Origin of the sequence: Lentibacillus sp., from assembly GCF_035301675.1 — a bacterium.
GTDB lineage: Bacteria > Bacillota > Bacilli > Bacillales > Amphibacillaceae > Lentibacillus.
The window spans coordinates 53,582-72,363 of the sequence record NZ_DATGTT010000047.1 but is presented as its reverse complement, the minus strand read 5'-3'; the positions used below and the strand labels follow the sequence as shown (position 1 = coordinate 72,363).

Annotated in this window: 15 protein-coding genes; all 15 read left to right on the top strand. The window is 42.2% G+C overall.

Translation table 11 applies throughout. From position 1 onward, the window contains the following. Positions 1-56: 56 nt before the first annotated feature. The 15 genes from mraZ (at position 57) to sigE (ending at position 18,769) form a co-directional block, all read left to right on the top strand. Entirely contained in the window at positions 57-488 is a 432-nt protein-coding gene (gene mraZ, locus VK097_RS07210) for a division/cell wall cluster transcriptional repressor MraZ (RefSeq protein WP_324211130.1), read from the top strand. Positions 489-514: 26 nt separating this feature from the next. Continuing rightward, positions 515-1,495, top strand: coding sequence for a 16S rRNA (cytosine(1402)-N(4))-methyltransferase RsmH (rsmH, locus tag VK097_RS07205; protein ID WP_324211129.1), 981 nt, complete (start codon positions 515-517; stop codon positions 1,493-1,495). Continuing rightward, complete coding sequence (ftsL, locus tag VK097_RS07200) at positions 1,492-1,869, top strand: cell division protein FtsL (RefSeq protein WP_324211128.1); 378 nt, start codon at positions 1,492-1,494, stop codon at positions 1,867-1,869. The genes rsmH and ftsL overlap by 4 nt, the downstream gene beginning before the upstream one ends. 16 nt (positions 1,870-1,885) lie before the next feature. Then, a complete protein-coding gene (locus VK097_RS07195; RefSeq protein WP_324211127.1) occupies positions 1,886-4,072 on the top strand; it encodes a penicillin-binding protein in 2,187 nt (728 codons plus the stop codon). A 142-nt stretch (positions 4,073-4,214) separates the two neighbouring features. Then, positions 4,215-6,149 (top strand): stage V sporulation protein D, encoded by a 1,935-nt coding sequence (locus VK097_RS07190; RefSeq protein ID WP_324211126.1) that lies wholly within the window; start codon positions 4,215-4,217, stop codon positions 6,147-6,149. 240 nt (positions 6,150-6,389) lie between these two features. Further along, positions 6,390-7,859, top strand: coding sequence for a UDP-N-acetylmuramoyl-L-alanyl-D-glutamate--2,6-diaminopimelate ligase (locus tag VK097_RS07185; RefSeq protein ID WP_324211125.1), 1,470 nt, complete (start codon positions 6,390-6,392; stop codon positions 7,857-7,859). A gap of 2 nt (positions 7,860-7,861) precedes the next feature. Then, complete coding sequence (locus tag VK097_RS07180; protein WP_324211124.1) at positions 7,862-9,232, top strand: UDP-N-acetylmuramoyl-tripeptide--D-alanyl-D-alanine ligase; 1,371 nt, start codon at positions 7,862-7,864, stop codon at positions 9,230-9,232. A 39-nt stretch (positions 9,233-9,271) separates the two neighbouring features. Next, a complete protein-coding gene (gene mraY / locus VK097_RS07175) occupies positions 9,272-10,252 on the top strand; it encodes a phospho-N-acetylmuramoyl-pentapeptide-transferase (RefSeq protein WP_414672165.1) in 981 nt (326 codons plus the stop codon). Continuing rightward, positions 10,249-11,598, top strand: a complete 1,350-nt coding sequence (murD, locus tag VK097_RS07170) for a UDP-N-acetylmuramoyl-L-alanine--D-glutamate ligase (protein WP_324211122.1) — start codon at positions 10,249-10,251, stop codon at positions 11,596-11,598. Before mraY ends, murD begins: the two co-directional genes overlap by 4 nt. 119 nt (positions 11,599-11,717) lie before the next feature. Further along, positions 11,718-12,830 (top strand): stage V sporulation protein E, encoded by a 1,113-nt coding sequence (gene spoVE / locus VK097_RS07165; protein ID WP_324211121.1) that lies wholly within the window; start codon positions 11,718-11,720, stop codon positions 12,828-12,830. Between the two features lie 240 nt (positions 12,831-13,070). Continuing rightward, positions 13,071-13,871: a cell division protein FtsQ/DivIB gene (locus tag VK097_RS07160; RefSeq protein ID WP_324211120.1), complete on the top strand. Its 801-nt coding sequence runs from the start codon at positions 13,071-13,073 to the stop codon at positions 13,869-13,871. A 196-nt stretch (positions 13,872-14,067) separates the two neighbouring features. Next, entirely contained in the window at positions 14,068-15,348 is a 1,281-nt protein-coding gene (gene ftsA, locus VK097_RS07155) for a cell division protein FtsA (RefSeq protein ID WP_324211119.1), read from the top strand. A gap of 109 nt (positions 15,349-15,457) precedes the next feature. Beyond that, positions 15,458-16,603, top strand: a complete 1,146-nt coding sequence (gene ftsZ / locus VK097_RS07150) for a cell division protein FtsZ (protein WP_324211118.1) — start codon at positions 15,458-15,460, stop codon at positions 16,601-16,603. Between the two features lie 453 nt (positions 16,604-17,056). Continuing rightward, positions 17,057-17,977: a sigma-E processing peptidase SpoIIGA gene (spoIIGA, locus tag VK097_RS07145; RefSeq protein ID WP_324211117.1), complete on the top strand. Its 921-nt coding sequence runs from the start codon at positions 17,057-17,059 to the stop codon at positions 17,975-17,977. A 72-nt stretch (positions 17,978-18,049) separates the two neighbouring features. Then, entirely contained in the window at positions 18,050-18,769 is a 720-nt protein-coding gene (gene sigE / locus VK097_RS07140; RefSeq protein ID WP_324211116.1) for an RNA polymerase sporulation sigma factor SigE, read from the top strand. Positions 18,770-18,782: the final 13 nt, after the last annotated feature.

Sequence of the window (18,782 nt, the reverse complement as noted above, 5' to 3'; positions counted from 1 at the left end):
TGGTGAATTGTGGGGGAATGTGGTAACATGGGGTATAAGAAAGTGGGGCGTACTCTATGTTCATGGGTGAACACCAGCACAATATCGATACAAAGGGACGAATTATTGTGCCCGCCAAGTTCCGTGAAGATCTTGGTGACAGCTTTGTCGTCACCCGTGGGCTTGATAAATGTTTGTTTGCGTACCCAATGGATGAATGGAAATTGCTTGAGGAAAAGTTGAAAAAACTCCCATTAACCAAGAAAGACGCCCGTGCTTTTACAAGGTTTTTCTTCTCTGGAGCAGTTGAATGTGAAGTGGACAAGCAGGGAAGAATAAACATTCCCCAGCCATTACGCCAATACGCCGGGCTGGACAAGGAATGTGTTGTTATTGGTGTATCCAATCGGGTTGAATTCTGGGCCAGTGAAAACTGGGAGGATTATTTCAATGACTCCGAAGAATCCTTCGGTGAAATTGCCGAAAACCTGATGGACTTTGATATTTAAACGTGGTAAAGACAGGATGAAAGTCTATGTTTAATCATTACAGTGTATTAGAAGAAGAAGTGCTGGATGGGATGGCTATCAAAAAGGAAGGTACATATGTGGACTGTACCGCCGGCGGTGGCGGTCACGCCGAACGCATTGCTTCCAGGTTAAATGAAAATGGATTGCTGATAGCATTTGATCAGGATAAGGAAGCGCTGAAGGCAGCTGAAGATCGATTGCAGCCACTTAAAAAACGCACACTTTTTATTCATGCGAACTTTAGAGAAATAGAGGAACAATTAGCTTCGCATCAAATCGGACAAGTTGACGGTTTTCTGTTTGATCTTGGTGTTTCATCGCCACAGTTTGACCGTGGCGAAAGAGGTTTCAGCTATCAGCATGATGCCAAACTTGATATGCGTATGAATCAGCACCAGCCATTGGATGCCCGGGAAGTGATTAATGAATGGCCGTATAATCAGTTAGTGAAAATCTTTTTCAGCTATGGTGAAGAGAAATTTTCCAAGCAAATCGCCCGAAAAATTGAGGGTGTCAGAAAAGAAAAACCAATTGAAACGACGTTTGAATTGGTTGAAATCATTAAAGAAGCAATTCCTGCACCGGCCCGGAGAAAAGGAGGACATCCGGCAAAACGGATTTTTCAGGCATTGCGGATTGCAGTAAATGATGAGCTGACAGCTTTTAATGACGCGCTTCACCAGGCGGCACGTGTTGTTGATATCCATGGAAGAATTGCCGTCATAACGTTTCACTCATTGGAAGACAGGCTTTGTAAACAGGCATTTAAAAAATGGAGTACAGCAAAACCGGTGCCGAAAAATCTGCCGGTAATACCGGAGAACCATCAGGCACCATTTCAAGTCGTTAATAAAAAACCGATTGTGCCAAGTGAAAAAGAACTTAAGGAGAACAGACGATCACGCTCAGCCAAATTGCGTATTAGTAAAAAAATACAAGAGTGGGATGAAGAATTTTCATATAAAGAAGGGTGGAAAAAATCATGAGTGAAAATCTTGCCCGTAAATGGGAACAGTCGTATTTGCCAAACGAAGAACGACAAGAAAAACAAAAAGCTATTAAGGTTCACAAGAAGAACTGGATTACAAAAGGTGAAAAAGTGTTATATTCTGGGGTAGGAGCTATGCTGATCGCAGCGAGCATCTACGTTGTGTCATTTGCCTCTTCGACAGACACATTGAACAGGGAATTGCAATCACTTGAACAATCCGTGCAGCATCAGAAAGTTACCAATGAAGGGCTGGTCTATGAGAAAAAGCAGTTAAGCAGACCTGAGCGCATCACCAGAATTGCAAAAGAAAATGGCTTGAAAGTACAGGATGCACGGGTAAAACAAGCAACAGCATTTAACAACAACTAGGCAAGGCGGCTATATGATGAAAAAAAACAAAAAGACACACATTATGTCCGGGATTTTGGTTATTTTGTTTGTCGGTATGTTTCTGCTTATTTCCGGAAGGTTCTTATATATTCAGGCAACCGGGGAGATTGCCGGCATTTCACTTGAGAAATGGGCTGAGGAAAAACGGACTGCATCTTACACCCTTGATGCGGAACGGGGAAAAATTTACGGCCGCAGTGGCATGACATTAGCATATGATCGCCCCACCTACAGAATCCAGGCAATTGTAGGAGAATCACATACACAAAACAAAGAGGAGCCGCTTCATGTAGTAAATCCGGAAAAGACTGCAGAGACGCTGGCTCCTTTATTAGATGCTGATAAAAGCTATCTGCTGGAACAAATGAAAGAAGGCATTCAGAAAAACCAGTTTCAAGTAGAATTTGGAAGTGCCGGTAAAGAACTCTCTCAGGACACGAAGGAAAAAATTGAAGAGCTTGACCTTCCGGGCATCAAATTTCAGGAAGAACCAATCCGTTATTATCCAAACGGAATGTTCGCATCTCAAATCATTGGATTCGCTCAGAAAAATGATAATACAATCAAGGGCATTACCGGAATCGAAAAACAAATGAATGAGTTCCTGAGTGGAAAAGATGGGTCTATCTCGTATCAGCGTGATCAGTATAATGATAAACTGTTAAACCCGGAGGAAGTGGTCAAACAGCCGAAAGACGGCGGGGACGTTTATTTAACGATTGATCAGAAGATACAGACATTGCTTGAGGATGTCATGACGCAAATGGATGAGACCTATGAACCTGAACGAATGACGGCTGCCGTAATGGATCCGAAAACCGGTGAAATTCTGGCGATGAGCAACCGTCCAAGCTATAATCCCAATAATCCGTCCGATGTGGAAAATTGGTATAATGATGTGATAGCTACCCCTGTTGAACCGGGCTCAACAATGAAAATGTTCACATGGGCTGCTGCCATTGAAGAAGGTGTCTATAATGGGGATGAATGGCTCGAATCAGGTACATACAAAATAAGTGACCGTGTCGCTCCAGTTAGAGATCATAATGGCGGCGAGGGCTGGGGTTCCATTACGTATAATGAAGGGTTTACCCGTTCATCCAACGTTGCCGCTGCTAAACTGGTTTGGGAGAAAATTGGGACTGAGGAGTACCTGGAATATTTACATGGATTCGGTTTCGATGAAAAAACGGGAATCGATTTACCAGGTGAAGAAACAGGGCAGCTCGTTTATAACTATCCACGCGATAAAATTACCACAGCTTTTGGACAGGCAAGTACGGTCACGCCAATCCAGCAAATGAAGGCTGCATCGGCAATAGCAAATGACGGAAAAATGGTCAAACCATACGTCATATCCAAAAAGGTTGATTCGGCCACCGGCGAGACAATTAAAGAAAAATCACCCGAAGTGACCAGTAAGCCAATTTCAAAAGAAACTTCCGATCAGGTGATGGATTTATTGGGAACGGTCGTTTCATCTGAAAATGGAACGGGGAAAGAATATAAACTTGATGATTATTCTGTTGCAGGCAAAACCGGTACAGCCCAAATTACTGAGGACGGCAAATATTTAACCGGACACGGAAACTATACGTACTCGTTTCTTGGGATGGCTCCCAGGGAAGACCCGCAGCTGATGATGTATGTATCGGTTAAACAGCCCGATCTTGAAGCTACGGAGAACGGTTCGGCTCCTGTGTCATTCATATTCAAAAATGTCATGGAGAACAGTCTGCATTATTTGAATATTGAACCCGACAAGGAAGCAAACAAGCAGATTGAACCAGTCAAGCTGCCGGAAATGAAAGGCAAAAAAACGTCCAGTATTCAACAGGAACTTAACAACAAGGGCTTGAATGTGTCGGTTATCGGATCAGGAAATACTATCGAAAAAGTGAGTGCTGCAGAAGGCGAAGAATTGCTGCCGGGAGATCGGATTATCCTCATCACTGATGAACCGGAAATGCCTGACATTACCGGGTGGTCATTAAGGGATGTTATGCAGCTGTCTAAATTAATGTCGCTGGATGTTGAACCAATCGGAAATGGCTATGTCACCAATCAAAGCATTAAGAAAGGGACACCACTCAAAAAGAATGATTATTTAGGTGTCGAGCTTCAGCCGCCTGGGTCTGATGCCGAAGAGACAGAGCAATCAAGCGAAGAATCAAGTGAATAACGGAAGCGACTATGAGTGTGCCACGCCCGGTTTTTAGAGGCGTGGTTCGCTATTTTGGCATGATATGCAATGTTCTATTCTATTTTCAGCATTCATATAGTGAATACAAGCCTACCTATGAATATGAAAAGGGGTATAGAATATGAAACGCGTATCTTCTGTAACTGTACGTAAGCGTATGATTGCTGTTTTTCTCATCGGCTTATTATTCTTCGTCATAATAGATGTCCGGCTGGGCTTTGTTCAGTTTATGATGGGAGATGAACTGATGAAGCGTGCTGATGAGTCCTGGAGCAGGGATATTACGTTTGAGCCTGAACGCGGAAAAATATTGGACAGGCACGAAGAAGTACTGGCGGAAAACGTGTCCGCACCATCTGTCATTGTTGTTCCAAAGCAGGTGAAAAAGCCCCAGGACACAGCTGGAAAAATCGCCGACATATTGGAAATTTCCGAACAGGATGCATATGATTATGTTACGAAAGATGCTGTTTATACAAGGGTGCATCCGGAGGGCAGGAAAATAAGCGAAGAACAGGAAGAAGCGTTCCGGACATTGAATATGGACGGGATTTATCTGGCAAAAGATTCAAAACGCCATTACCCATTTGGAGATGACCTATCGCATGTATTAGGTTTTGCTGGTATAGATAACCAGGGTTTAATGGGTCTTGAACTGTTTTACAATGATAAATTGAATGGGGAAGAGGGAAGCTTGTCGTTTTATTCTGACGCTAAGGGGAAAAAACTTGAACAAATCGCCGATGATTATGAAGCCCCGACAGACGGTTTGAATTTAAAAACAACGATTGATTCCAAAGTCCAGACAATCATGGAACGGGAACTGGATCTTGCGGTATCACAATATAATCCTGATGGTGCCATGGCAATTGCAGTAGATCCTGATACTGGCGGCGTGCTTGGGATGTCATCACGGCCAAACTTTAACCCGGAAAATTACCAGAATGTTGACCCGGAAATATATGACCGTAATTTGCCGATATGGAGCACTTATGAACCAGGGTCGACCTTTAAAATTATTACACTGGCAGCTGCACTGGAAGAGAATACGGTAGATCTTGAAAAAGACAAGTTTCATGACGACGGCGACATATCAGTAGGCGGGACAGAACTGCATTGCTGGAAGAGCGGCGGACATGGTCAACAGACTTATCTCGAGGTTGTGCAAAATTCCTGTAACCCCGGCTTTGTACAAATGGGAACTGATCTTGGCAAGGAAAAGCTGTTCAGTTACATTAAAGATTTCGGGTTCGGAAAAAAAACAGGCATTGATTTGCGTGGTGAAGGGAATGGAATATTGTTTGAACCTGAAAATATAGGACCGGTTGAGCTGGCGACAACTTCATTTGGGCAGGGTGTATCCGTTACACCGATTCAACAGGTCATGGCTGTTTCTGCCGCGGTTAATGGCGGTCAACTATATAAACCGTTTATTGCAAAGGAATGGATTGATCCGCAAACCGGTAAGGCAGTGGAAAAGGTGGAGCCGACATTGAAGGAAAACATCATTTCAGAATCCACATCAAATGAGGTGCGTCATGCGCTTGAAAGTGTCGTTGCTGAAGGAACCGGCCGTCCTGCGTATGTTGACGGTTACCGTGTTGGGGGTAAAACAGGTACCGCCCAGAAAGTCGGACCAGATGGCAACTACTTGAAAAATAATTACATCGTTTCATTTATGGGGTTTGCCCCTGCTGATGACCCGGAAATCGTGGTTTATGTTGCAGTGGATAATCCGAAAGGCACCTCTCAATTCGGAGGTGTTGTCACAGCGCCAATCGTTGGAACTATTATCGGAGACAGTTTGCGCGCAATGGGAGTTGAACCAAGAGAAGACGGTCTGGAAAAAGAATATAAATGGTCGGATAAGCCGAAAGTTGAAGTCCCGGATTTAATTGGTCTGAACAAACAGAAATTAACAGAATATCAGACGAATTTATCGATTGAAACAAGCGGATCCGGTGAGTATATCATCGATCAGGCACCAGAGCCTGGGACAAAAATTGAAAAAGGTGAAAAAATAAGAATTTATTTATCTGACAAAAACCCTTCGTGAACCGGCCAAATTTTTGCTATAATGTAAAAGGCTTAACTGCTAACATAATGGAGCGTAAAGTGAAACTTATGTCAGTAGAACAGAATCGGGTATTTCAGGTCAGTTAACCGTCGTTTTCTGGCGGGTTGCTGACCGTTATATGCGGGAAAAAGCAATCTGACAAGAGCCGAACCATTAATCGGCTCCGCAGCTATTAAACTTGTAACATTAGACTAACATTGCAGAATAGGGTGTTTGGAAATGAGATTATCAGAGTTACTATCTGTTTTACCATTTTATAATGCATCAGCAGAACTTAATGATATAGAGATAAGCGGTGTCGAGACCGATTCCAGAAACATTGAAAAAGGAAACTTGTTTATTTGTATCGAAGGTTTTACAGTCGATGGTCATGATTTCATCGGTCAGGCCGCAGATAATGGTGCTTATGCCGTGCTGACGGAAAAGGAAGTTAGTGCTTCAGTTCCAGTGATTCGAGTTGATGATACATCAAAAGCAATGGCGATGCTCGCTTCAAAGTTTTATGACTATCCAACACGCCAATTTCCGCTCATCGGTGTTACCGGCACAAATGGCAAAACAACGGTTACTTACCTGCTGGAGTCGATTTTTCAGCAGTACAAGCGAAAAACGGGTATCATTGGCACCATCCAAATGAAAATAGGACAGGAAGCTTACGCTATACATAACACAACACCTGATGCGCTGTATTTACAGAAGACGTTTCATCAGATGAATGAACAGGATGTCGATGCTGGTATTATGGAAGTATCCTCTCACGCATTGGATATGGGGCGTACTCACGGCTGTGATTATGATATCGCGATATTTACGAATTTATCACAAGATCATTTGGATTATCATCCGGATATGAGCGATTATTTACACGCAAAAAGTCTTTTGTTTGCACAGTTGGGGAACACCTATAATGAAGGACAGAAAAAGTTTGCAGTTATAAACGAAGACGACCCGTACAGTGCATTTCTAAAAAAAAGCACCGCACAGCATGTTATTACGTATGGCTGTCAAGATGGAGCACAGGTAAGGGCAAAAGACATCAATCTTGAAGTTACGAAAACAACATTTACCATGAATTCGCCAATTGGATCTGTAAAGATAAACAGCAGCTTAATAGGTAAATTCAATGTTTATAATATGCTCGCGGCAAGTGCTGCTGCCATAAGTGCTGATATACCGCTTGAGGTTATTAAGGAAGCACTTGAAAACATGCAGGGTGTGAGCGGAAGGTTTCAGCCAGTCGAAGGAAGCCATGAATTTGCAGCAGTTGTTGATTATGCACATACCCCAGATTCACTGGAAAACGTGCTGCAAACAATTAAAGGGTTCGCTGAGAACAATGTCTATGTTGTGGTTGGCTGCGGCGGCGATCGTGACAAGACAAAACGTCCTTTAATGGCTTCGATCGCACTCAAATACGCTGATGAGGCAATCTTTACTTCCGATAACCCCCGTACAGAGGATCCGCAGGCAATATTGGATGATATGACGGAAGGACTGGATGGAACGCATTATACGGTGATTGAAAACCGCAAAGATGCCATCTTTCATTCCATAAATCTCGCCGAAAAAGGCGACATTGTGCTGATTGCGGGCAAGGGACACGAGGCGTACCAGGATATCGGCCGGAACCGTTATGATTTTGACGACCGAGAAGTTGCCAAAGAGGCAATTCTGGCTAAGGAGAATTAATGATGTTGTTTACAACTGAATGGCTTGCATCCGTATTTGCAGATTATAAGGGTGCAGCAATGGACGGGATTGAAATAGCCGAGGTTGCGACAGACAGCCGAAAAAAATTAAATAAATCATTGTTTATTCCTTTAGCCGGTGAGAACTTTGACGGCCATAAGTATATGAAGGATGCCTTTGACCAAGGGGCTGCAGCTGCTCTATGGGATAAAGAAAAGGATCTGCCGGAATTTTTGCCGGCCGATTTCCCGGTGTTTTTTGTCGAGGATACGTTGACGGCGATGCAAGAACTGGCAAAGGCTTACCGCGAAAAGGTCGGACCGGTTGTCATTGGCGTAACAGGATCGAATGGCAAGACAACGACTAAGGATATTATTGCTTCAGTCGTCGCATCATCATTTAAAACACACCATACAGAAGGCAATTTAAACAATCAAATTGGCGTTCCGCTTACCATTTTATCGATGCTGCCGGAAACAGAAGTACTAGTCACGGAAATGGGCATGAATCATTTTGGTGAAATTGAAACACTCACAAAAATAGCGAATCCTGATTTTGCCGTGATTACAAATATTGGTGAATCCCATATTGAGTATTTGGGATCAAGGGAAGGTATTGCTCGGGCAAAACTTGAGATCATTAAAGGAATGACAAAAGACGGTTATTTATTGATTGACGGCGACGAACCATTATTAGGGCAGGTACATCAGCGAAACAACGTTATCAAATGCGGGTTTGATACCGGTAATGATGTCACCATTAAAAATATAAACATTTCACAGCAGTCGACACAGTTCGAACTTTCTGATGGCGAGAACTATACGATTCCATTGGTTGGAAGTCACCATGCACTGAATGCATCGTTTGCCATAACAATCGGCGAGTTGCTTAAGATAACAAAGGACAATGTGAAACAGGCATTGACAGGAATGGAATTGACTTCGATGCGGTTTGAACTGATGGATGGCAAAAACGGTTCATCCATTATCAATGATGCATATAATGCTTCACCAACGTCTATGAAGGCAAGCATAAACGCTGTAAAACATTTGGGCGGATTTCGGCAGAAGGTACTCGTTTTAGGTGATGTGTTTGAGCTTGGTCAAAACTCAAAACCGCTTCACCGTTCGGTTGCAGACAGTATTGATGAATCGATGACAGCTGTATTGACATTTGGAGAAGATGCAGATGAGATTTCGTCAGCTGTTCATAAACAGCATCCAGAGATCGACAGCCGGCATTTCACATCAAAGGAAACGCTCATAGGTACTCTGAATACGTATATCTCAGAGGGAACGTTAATTTTATTTAAAGCATCACGGGGCATGCAATTTGAATCATTTGTCAAGCAAGTTATTGATCCATCGAAATAAACATGGACGGTTGCTTCAAGAGGAGGAGAAATAGTGAATATGTACGTATTAATCATGACAATCGCAATAGCCTTTCTGATTACCGTCCTTTCATCACCAATTTTCATCCCTTTTTTACGACGTTTGAAGTTTGGGCAAAGCATCAGAGACGAAGGTCCGAAATCACATATTAAGAAAACGGGGACCCCGACAATGGGCGGTATTATGATTGTCATCAGTGTTGTTGCAACTGCAATTATTATGGTTAGCAAATATAGTGCTGGATCGATCGGCTATGAGTTGTGGCTGCTTATTTTTGTCATGGTTGGATATGGATTATTGGGTTTTATGGATGACTTTATTAAAGTGGCCATGAAGCGGAATCTCGGACTGACATCAAAACAGAAGATGGCAGGCCAATTAGTTATTGCGTTTATTTTTTATTTTATTTTACACTATAACGATTATGCCACCTACATTCAAATTCCGGGTACATCCATACAATGGGAGCTCGGCTGGGGGTATGCATTGCTGACTGTATTTATGCTGGTTGGCGCATCCAATGCCGTGAACTTAACGGATGGACTGGATGGCTTGCTTGCCGGTACCGCAGCCATAGCGTTTGGTGCTTTTGGCATTCTGGCATGGTACGGTTTTCCGCAAAATGAGATAACCATCTTTTCACTGGCGGCAGTAGGTGCACTGCTGGGTTTTCTCGTATTCAATGCACACCCAGCCAAGGTATTTATGGGTGATACGGGATCATTGGCTTTAGGGGGGAGTCTTGCCGCTATAGCGATTTTGACAAAGCTGGAAATCATTCTGGTTATTATCGGCGGGGTTTTTGTCATTGAGACGCTTTCGGTCATTATTCAGGTTATATCCTATAAGGCAACCGGCAAGAGAATATTTAAAATGAGCCCGCTTCACCATCATTATGAGCTGCTCGGGTGGTCTGAATGGCGTGTTGTAACCACGTTTTGGCTTGTAGGTCTGGTGTTTGCGGCGCTCGGTGTTTATATAGAGGTGTGGATAGTTTGAAAGAATTAAGAAATTTTCCTTATGCTCATATACTTGTGCTGGGGCTGGCAAAAAGTGGTACAGCTGCAGCCAGGCTGTTACTGCAAAATGGCAAAAATATCCGTGTGAATGATAAAAATGCCAGCGATACTGATGACGCTGTGGATGAATTGAAATCAATGGGTGCTGAAGTGATTACCGGTTCCCATCCGCTTTCTGTGTTGGATGGAATGGAAATTATCGTTAAAAATCCGGGAATACCTTATGATACACCTCTGCTGCAGGAAGCAAGCAGACGTGATATTCCAATTATTACCGAGATAGAACTAGCCGGCAATCTGTCAGAAACAGCTATGATCGGGATAACCGGTTCCAATGGCAAAACAACGACAACAACACTGACGACCGAGATGCTGAGGGCAAGTAATCAGGGAGCACAAATTGCCGGGAATATTGGTCATGTAGCAGTAGAGGTTGCTCAATCTTTGAAAAAAGACGAAAAAATGGTTCTGGAGCTATCCTCCTTTCAATTAATGGGTGTCAAAACATTTAAACCGAAAATAGCTGTGCTGCTAAATATTTTTGAGGCACATCTTGATTACCATAAAACGTTTGAGAATTACAAAAATGCTAAATGCAATATATTCGCCAATCAGACAGCTGATGATTATCTTATCTATAACGCGGACAATCCAACTGTGACAGAAGCTGTCACAACTGCAAAATCAATCAAAATTCCATTTTCACTAAAAAATAGATTGGAAAACGGCGCGTGGACAGATGGGAATAACCTCTATTTTAAAAACGAAAAAGTAATTGAAAAGAAGGACATTGCACTGACAGGCGATCATAATCTGGAAAATATCCTAGCTGCCATCTGTGCAGCAAAATTGAGTGGTGCTGCGAATAAAGGCATACACAGTGTGCTGACGAATTTTTCAGGGGTCAGACATAGGCTTCAATTCGTTGGCAATTTTCATGGACGGTTGTTTTATAATGATTCTAAAGCAACAAATATGCTCGCGGCTCAAAAAGCGTTATCTTCATTTAAACAGCCTGTCATCCTGATTGCAGGAGGGCTTGACCGCGGAAATGAGTTTGATGATTTAAAACCCTATTTGAAGAATGTGAAAGGCGTTGTGCTGATCGGTGAAACACAGGATAAACTTAAGCGGACAGCACTTGAAGCGGAAGTTTCCGCCATAAAAATGGCCGGCAGTATGAATGATGCTGTCAACCAGGCATATCAAATGTCGGAGCATAAGGATGTCATACTGCTGTCCCCTGCCTGTGCAAGCTGGGATCAGTACCGAACATTTGAGGAACGGGGTGACATGTTTATAAAAGCTGTGCATACACTATTGTAGGGGCTTGTCCACTGCAATAATGTATGCCATGTTGCAGCTTTAGTACTTCAGCTGGATGTCACTATTTTCATTACGAATTAAAGCCCCTCTTCCAACCAATCTGGAAACGGGGTGTTTTTTTGTTTCGAAAGTCGTTTAAAATTCGCTATGCACCGGACTACACTCTATTGGCTGTTATATTACTGCTGTTGGTTGTCGGCGCTGTTATGGTTTACAGTTCGTCATATGTCTGGGCCGAATATAAGTATGCGGACCAATTTTTTTACCTCAAACGCCAGCTGTTGTTTTGCGGTGTAGGGCTTGTTGGAATGTTCTTTTTTATGGCGATCCCTTACAGCACGTGGAAACAATACAGCAAAATCATTTTGTTTATCTGTTTTTTGCTCTTAGTGGCCGTGCTAATTCCGGGAGTCGGTATGGTACGCGGCGGGGCTCAAAGCTGGATTGGCATTGGTGCATTCAGTGTCCAGCCATCTGAATTTATGAAACTTGGTCTAATCATCTTCCTGGCAGTATACTTGTCCGTCCAGCAAAAATATATCACGTCTTTTAAAAAAGGCTTTTTACCATCGCTTGTTTTAGTATTTACGGCATTTGGACTTATAATGCTTCAGCCCGATCTCGGTACTGGTGTTGTGCTGGTGGGGACGTGTATGGTGATGATTTATATTGCCGGGGCCAGATTACTCCATTTTTTTGGACTGGCTGCTGTAGGTCTTGTCGGGTTTCTGCTGCTGATATTATCAGCACCGTATCGTATCAGCCGGATAACTGCATTTATCAATCCGTGGGAGGATCCATTAGGGGATGGTTTCCAGATTATCCAATCATTGTATGCTATCGGACCAGGAGGTTTGATGGGACTTGGTTTAGGGGAAAGTATTCAAAAATACTTTTACTTGCCTGAACCGCAAAACGATTTTATATTCGCTATCATCGGCGAGGAACTTGGATTTTTAGGCGGCACTTTTGTAATAGTGCTGTTTGCGCTTCTGTTTTGGCGCGGTATGAAAGCGGCACTCGAAGCACCGGATGCTTATGGACGCTTTTTGGCACTCGGTATCGTATCTATGCTGACTATTCAGGTGATGATTAATATCAGTGTCGTGATCGGTCTGATTCCGGTTACGGGCATAACACTGCCGTTTTTAAGCTACGGCGGTTCATCATTAACATTAACACTTTGTTCGGCGGGTATTTTACTGAATATCAGCAGGTATTCAAAAATTTAGCCCGCTTTGGGCAAAAATTTTTGAATATGGGACAAGTTTACTACGTATTCATACGAAATGTGTGATATAATCCAAATAACAGTCGGAAAACGGCATTGACAGGTGCCGTTTTCTTCTTGGCAATTAAGAAAGTATAATTACTTTTTTATGGCATAAGTGCAACTAGAGCTTTCGTCATTAGAGCTTGGGATCAGCCGTTTTCTAAGCAATTTATAACGTTAAGATAAGGGAAGAATAGAAATGGGGAAAAAGAATGTAGTTTCAATTGAAGATCGTATACCAACGTTGAAACAGGAACGTAAAAAGAAGGCAAATCGCCGTCTCATATTTTACCTTTCTATTTTTTTCTTGTTAATTTCCATAATTGTTTATCTTCAGTCACCGCTAAGTCATGTGAGAACAATTACGGTTTCCGGCAACTCATTTGTATCGGATGAAAGGGTGATTGAGCAAAGCGGTATTGCCAAAGGCAAGAATATATGGACAGTTAATGAGGCTGAAGCAATACGGGTTATAAAAGAAAACCCGGTAATTGATGAAGCTGACGTTAACGCGAAGCTTCCCTGGACAGTCGATATCAATATTACTGAATTCAATCACGTCGGCTATGCAGTACAAAATGATAGCTATTATCCCATATTGGGAAATGGTAAAGTTCTTAAAGATTTGGAACAGAAGGCAACAGGCGGTGAAGCCCCATTGCTGATCGGTTTTTCAGATGATGAGTATTTGAAGGCAATGACTCAGGAACTGAAAAAACTGCCGAAAAGCATTTTGGAACTGATATCGGAAATCCATTGGCAGCCGAGTGATGATAATGAACGTAAAATCAAGTTGTATATGAATGATGGATATATAGTTGACGGCACCATCAGAGATTTTGCCGATAATATGAGTGTTTATCCATCAATCGTTTCACAGCTGGATAAGGAAAGCAAAGGGATTATACATATTGGTGCCGGTGCCTATTTTGAGGAATTCGCCACTTCGGAGGAGAATAACTCTGAGGAAGAAGAATCCGGCAACGAAAATGAAGAATAGATAATTTCCTGAATAAAATCGCGAAAATAAAAGGATTAACGATTTTTTAATCGAATTACCCAATATATATTTTCTTTTTTTGCTAATTCCTTTAAAATAAGAGATTATAGGCTTTAATAGAATAAAAGAGAAAAAACCATCTGATTTAATAAAAAGGCAATATATCAGATGCTTCTGAATCAGGAGGTGCCTTTCCTTGAACAACAGCGAAATACTAGTGAGTCTTGATATAGGTACATCAAAAATCAAAGTGATAATTGGCGAAGTTTTGAACGACTCTCTGAATATTATAGGAGTCGGTACTGCAAATTCGAATGGCATGAAAAAAGGTGCAATTGTTGATATTGACCAAACTGTTCAATCGATACGGAATGCGGTGGAACAGGCTGAACGAATGGTAGGTATGCAAATTGACAGTGTCGTAGTGGGTGTTAACGGGAATCAAATACAATTGCAGCCCTGTCATGGTGTTGTAGCCGTTCAGAGTGAAAACCGGGAAATCGGTGACGAGGATATCACACGGGTGATTGATGGAGCACAAGTCGTCTCCATTCCACCGGAGCGGGAGATTGTTGATGTTATACCAAAACAGTTTATTGTCGATGGCCTCGATGAGATAACCGATCCGCGCGGCATGATTGGTGTGAGACTTGAAATGGAAGGAACGATCATTACATGTTCCAAAACCGTTTTACATAACTTGCTGAAGTGTGTGGAACGAGCCAATCTGCAGATTTCTGATATTTGTCTGCAGCCTATTGCTGCTGGCACTGTTGCGCTATCCAACGATGAGAAAAATCTTGGTGTTACCTTAATAGACATTGGTGGAGGTTCCACGACAGTCTCAGTTTTTGAAAACGATCATTTGGCCGGAACCAGCTCTATTCCATTGGGTGGGGATAACATAACAAAAGACCTGTCCATTGGATTAAGGACGTCAACTGAGGAAGCAGAAGATATTAAGCTGAACTATGGTCACGCGTTCTATAATGATGCTCAGGAAGACGAAACTTTTGAAGCGTCCATTATCGGTAGCAATCATCGTGAAACGTATAACCAGCTGCAAATCTCCGACATGATTGAAGCAAGACTGGAAGAAATCTATGCATATGCAGAACGGGAAATACGCCGAATGGGTTACCAGCAATTACCTGGTGGATATGTTTTGACGGGTGGTACAATGAAAATGCCAGGTGTTATGGAACTTGCACAGGATTTATTTCAGTCGAACGTCCGTGTTGCAATTCCTGACTACATAGGTGTAAGGGAACCACAGTTTATTGCTGGTGTGGGAATCTTGCAATTTGCCTATCGCAATGCGAAAATACAGGGAAAAGAACTTTTAACTTCTGTAGCAGACTTTGAAGGTGAAGCGAAGCCGAAGCGCGCTAAAAAATCAGGTGGTTCGGATGCACCGGTTAAAACCAAGAAAAAAGAATCGGGAATCGCGAATTTGTTTAAATATTTCTTTGATTAATTAAGTGAAATGTTTGACATGTTTTTTTAATGCGTTTTTTGGTTACATCCGGGTATCAGAGTATAGAAATTAACACGTCGTAATTCAGCATAATAGGAGGAACAGATGTATGTTAGAGTTTGAAACGAATATGGATCAACTGGCAACAATAAAAGTTATTGGAGTTGGAGGCGGCGGCAGTAATGCCGTTAACCGCATGATTGAACATGGTGTTGAAGGTGTTGAGTTCATTGCTGTCAACACAGATGCACAAGCTTTGGATCTGTCAAAGGCAGAAACTAAACTCCAGGTCGGCGGAAAATTGACACGCGGACTGGGGGCCGGGGCAAATCCGGAAGTTGGCAGAAAAGCTGCTGAAGAAAATAAGGAACAGTTGGAAGAGGTCCTCCAAGGAGCAGACATGATTTTCGTTACAGCCGGTATGGGGGGCGGAACCGGTACAGGTGCGGCGCCTGTTATCGCCCAAATAGCTAAAGAGCTTGGAGCTTTGACAGTGGGTGTTGTAACACGTCCATTCACATTTGAAGGCAAAAAGAGGTCAACACAGGCAGGTTCAGGAATTGATTCACTAAAATCGAGTGTTGATACGCTGATTGTTATCCCGAATGATCGCCTTCTGGAAATTGTAGATAAGAATACGCCAATGCTTGAAGCCTTCCGTGAAGCAGATAATGTTTTGCGTCAAGGTGTACAAGGTATATCAGACCTGATTGCAAAACCTGGTTTGATCAACGTAGACTTCGCTGACGTAAAAACCATTATGTTTGATAAGGGCTCTGCCTTGATGGGCATCGGTATCGCCACAGGTGAAAACCGTGCAGCCGAGGCTGCCAAAAAAGCAATCTCATCGCCACTTTTGGAAACATCCATTGATGGTGCACATGGTATTCTGATGAATATCACAGGCGGTTCAAATTTGAGTCTTTATGAAGTTCAGGAATCTGCCGATCTTGTCACTTCTGCCGCGGATGACGAAGTGAATGTAATCTTTGGTTCGGTTATTAACGAAAACCTGAAAGACGAAATTATTGTAACCGTCATTGCAACAGGCTTTGATGAGAGTCAAAAGGCAGATAATCAGCCGCGTCAGCGTCCCGTTATCAATCAAAACCAGCAAGCAGCAACACGTACTTCTGAAGAGCCGCCGCGTGAGCGTGAACAGGCACAAAACCAGCAAAATCGTCCGAATACACAGGATGATGAATTGGACATCCCTACATTTCTGCGGAATCGCAACCGCAACCGTGACAATTAATAGGTTAATAAATTTTGAAGAAGCAATCAGATTTAGTCTGGTTGCTTTTTTTTGCTCTACGAATGCTTTATCAAAAATTGCCACGTCCGGCTCCAGCGCAGCTGGAGCGAATCCGGCACTTCATGGTAGTCAAAATGAAAGCACGCCTCATTAATGAGAACTTTCACTACATCGCAATATATGAATTTTGTGTCAAAGACAATATACTATTAGAAAATAGCCTTTGTTTTTTGAACATTCGTATTGATAGCTGCTTTAAGATAAAAGAGCGTCTTGATCTGAAACAATATTATAGCTTCACAGAGTTTAGACTGTTGAAAGCCTTTTTATGACAAATTAGCTGATAAGTAGTTAAAATTAGCCCCATTAACCCTTCACGAAATGACAGACTTTGCTGTTCAATACCACTATACTTTCCGTTAAGGGATTTTTTCAGGAAAGGAAGAACTGAGTGTGACCATTTATCTGGATGCTGTCTGGCTGCTGAACTTTTGTTTGGATATGATGTTACTGATGCTCACACAAGCTCTGGCAAAAGACAGCACAAGAAGGCTGAGAATCGTATTCGGTGCGTTTGTGGCTTCACTATTGGTCCCGCTGTCCATTTATTATCCCGATTCTTTTTTTACAAGTCTGATAGGAAAGCTGATGTATTCAATCATCATTATTTTATGCAGCTTTCGCATTTATTCAATCTATCAGATGGTCAAATTACTGCTCTTATTTTATTTCACAACTTTCTCCATAGGGGGTGGATTGATCGCAATACACTTTCTATTCCAAAACCCCGTTGGTGTTTCTTCAAGTGGGGTTTTGACATTTAGCGGCGGTTATGGTGATCCGATCAGTTGGCTGTTTGTTGTCATTGGCTTCCCGATCATTTGGTATTTCACTAAGTCCCGCATGGACAAGCACGCAGCAGAAAAAATCCGTTATGACCAATTATGTCCGACCACGATCCAATTTCAGCAAACAAGTAAATCAACGACAGCTTACATCGACAGTGGTAATCAGCTGACGGACCCATTAACTAAAAAGCCGGTCATTATTTGTGACGAGTATTTTTTAAAACAATGGTTTACAGAAGAGGAATGGAAGATGCTGGAGACAGCTCATGACACACTTGATTTTGGGGGGGTTCCTGATGAGTGGGAAAACAGAATCCAAATTGTTCCGTTTCAGGGTGTTGAAGGAAACCGTACGTTTATGTTGGCGATTAAGCCTGATAAGGTCACAATTATTTATGAAGAAAGGGAAATTGTAGCACGTAAGGTACTGATCGGTATCCAATTTGCGAATTTGACAAAAGACCAATCATATCATTGTCTGTTGCATCCGCAAATCATCAAATTGGGTACATCCGTTTCGGCTTAACGTGACATATAGTTTTTGCCGTATCTTTATTCCAGTAAATGATGACAATAATCTGAAAAGGAGCGACTTGATTTGAAACTATTAAGACTTCGTTTGCGTTTATGGTGGTATAAAATACTGTTTAAATTGGGCTTCAAAACAGATGAGATTTATTACATCGGGGGCAGTGAAGCACTTCCGCCACCTTTATCCAAGGAGGAAGAGCGACGGCTGCTTGAACTCCTTCCTAAAGGTGATAAATCAGCCAGAGCAATGCTTATTGAACGAAATCTGCGTCTTGTTGTTTATATTGCCCGTAAATTTGAAAACACCGGCATTAATATTGAAGATCTGATCAGTATCGGAACGATCGGACTGATCAAGGCAGTCAATACTTTTAATCCTGAAAAGAAAATAAAACTCGCTACATATGCCTCAAGATGCATTGAAAATGAAATATTAATGTATCTGAGAAGAAATAATAAACTTAAGTCGGAAATATCTTTTGATGAACCGTTGAATATTGATTGGGATGGCAATGAATTATTGCTCTCGGATGTAATGGGAACAGATGAAGATATAATAACCAGAGATATTGAAACAAATGTTGATAAGCATTTATTGAAAAATGCGTTATCACAGCTGAATCCCCGCGAAAAACAGATTATGGAGCTTCGCTTTGGTCTGATCGGCCAGGAAGAGAAAACACAAAAAGATGTGGCCGATATGCTGGGTATTTCGCAATCCTATATTTCACGTTTGGAGAAAAAAATTATAAGACGGCTGCAAAAAGAATTTAATAAAATGGTTTGACTTACTCTGGCGT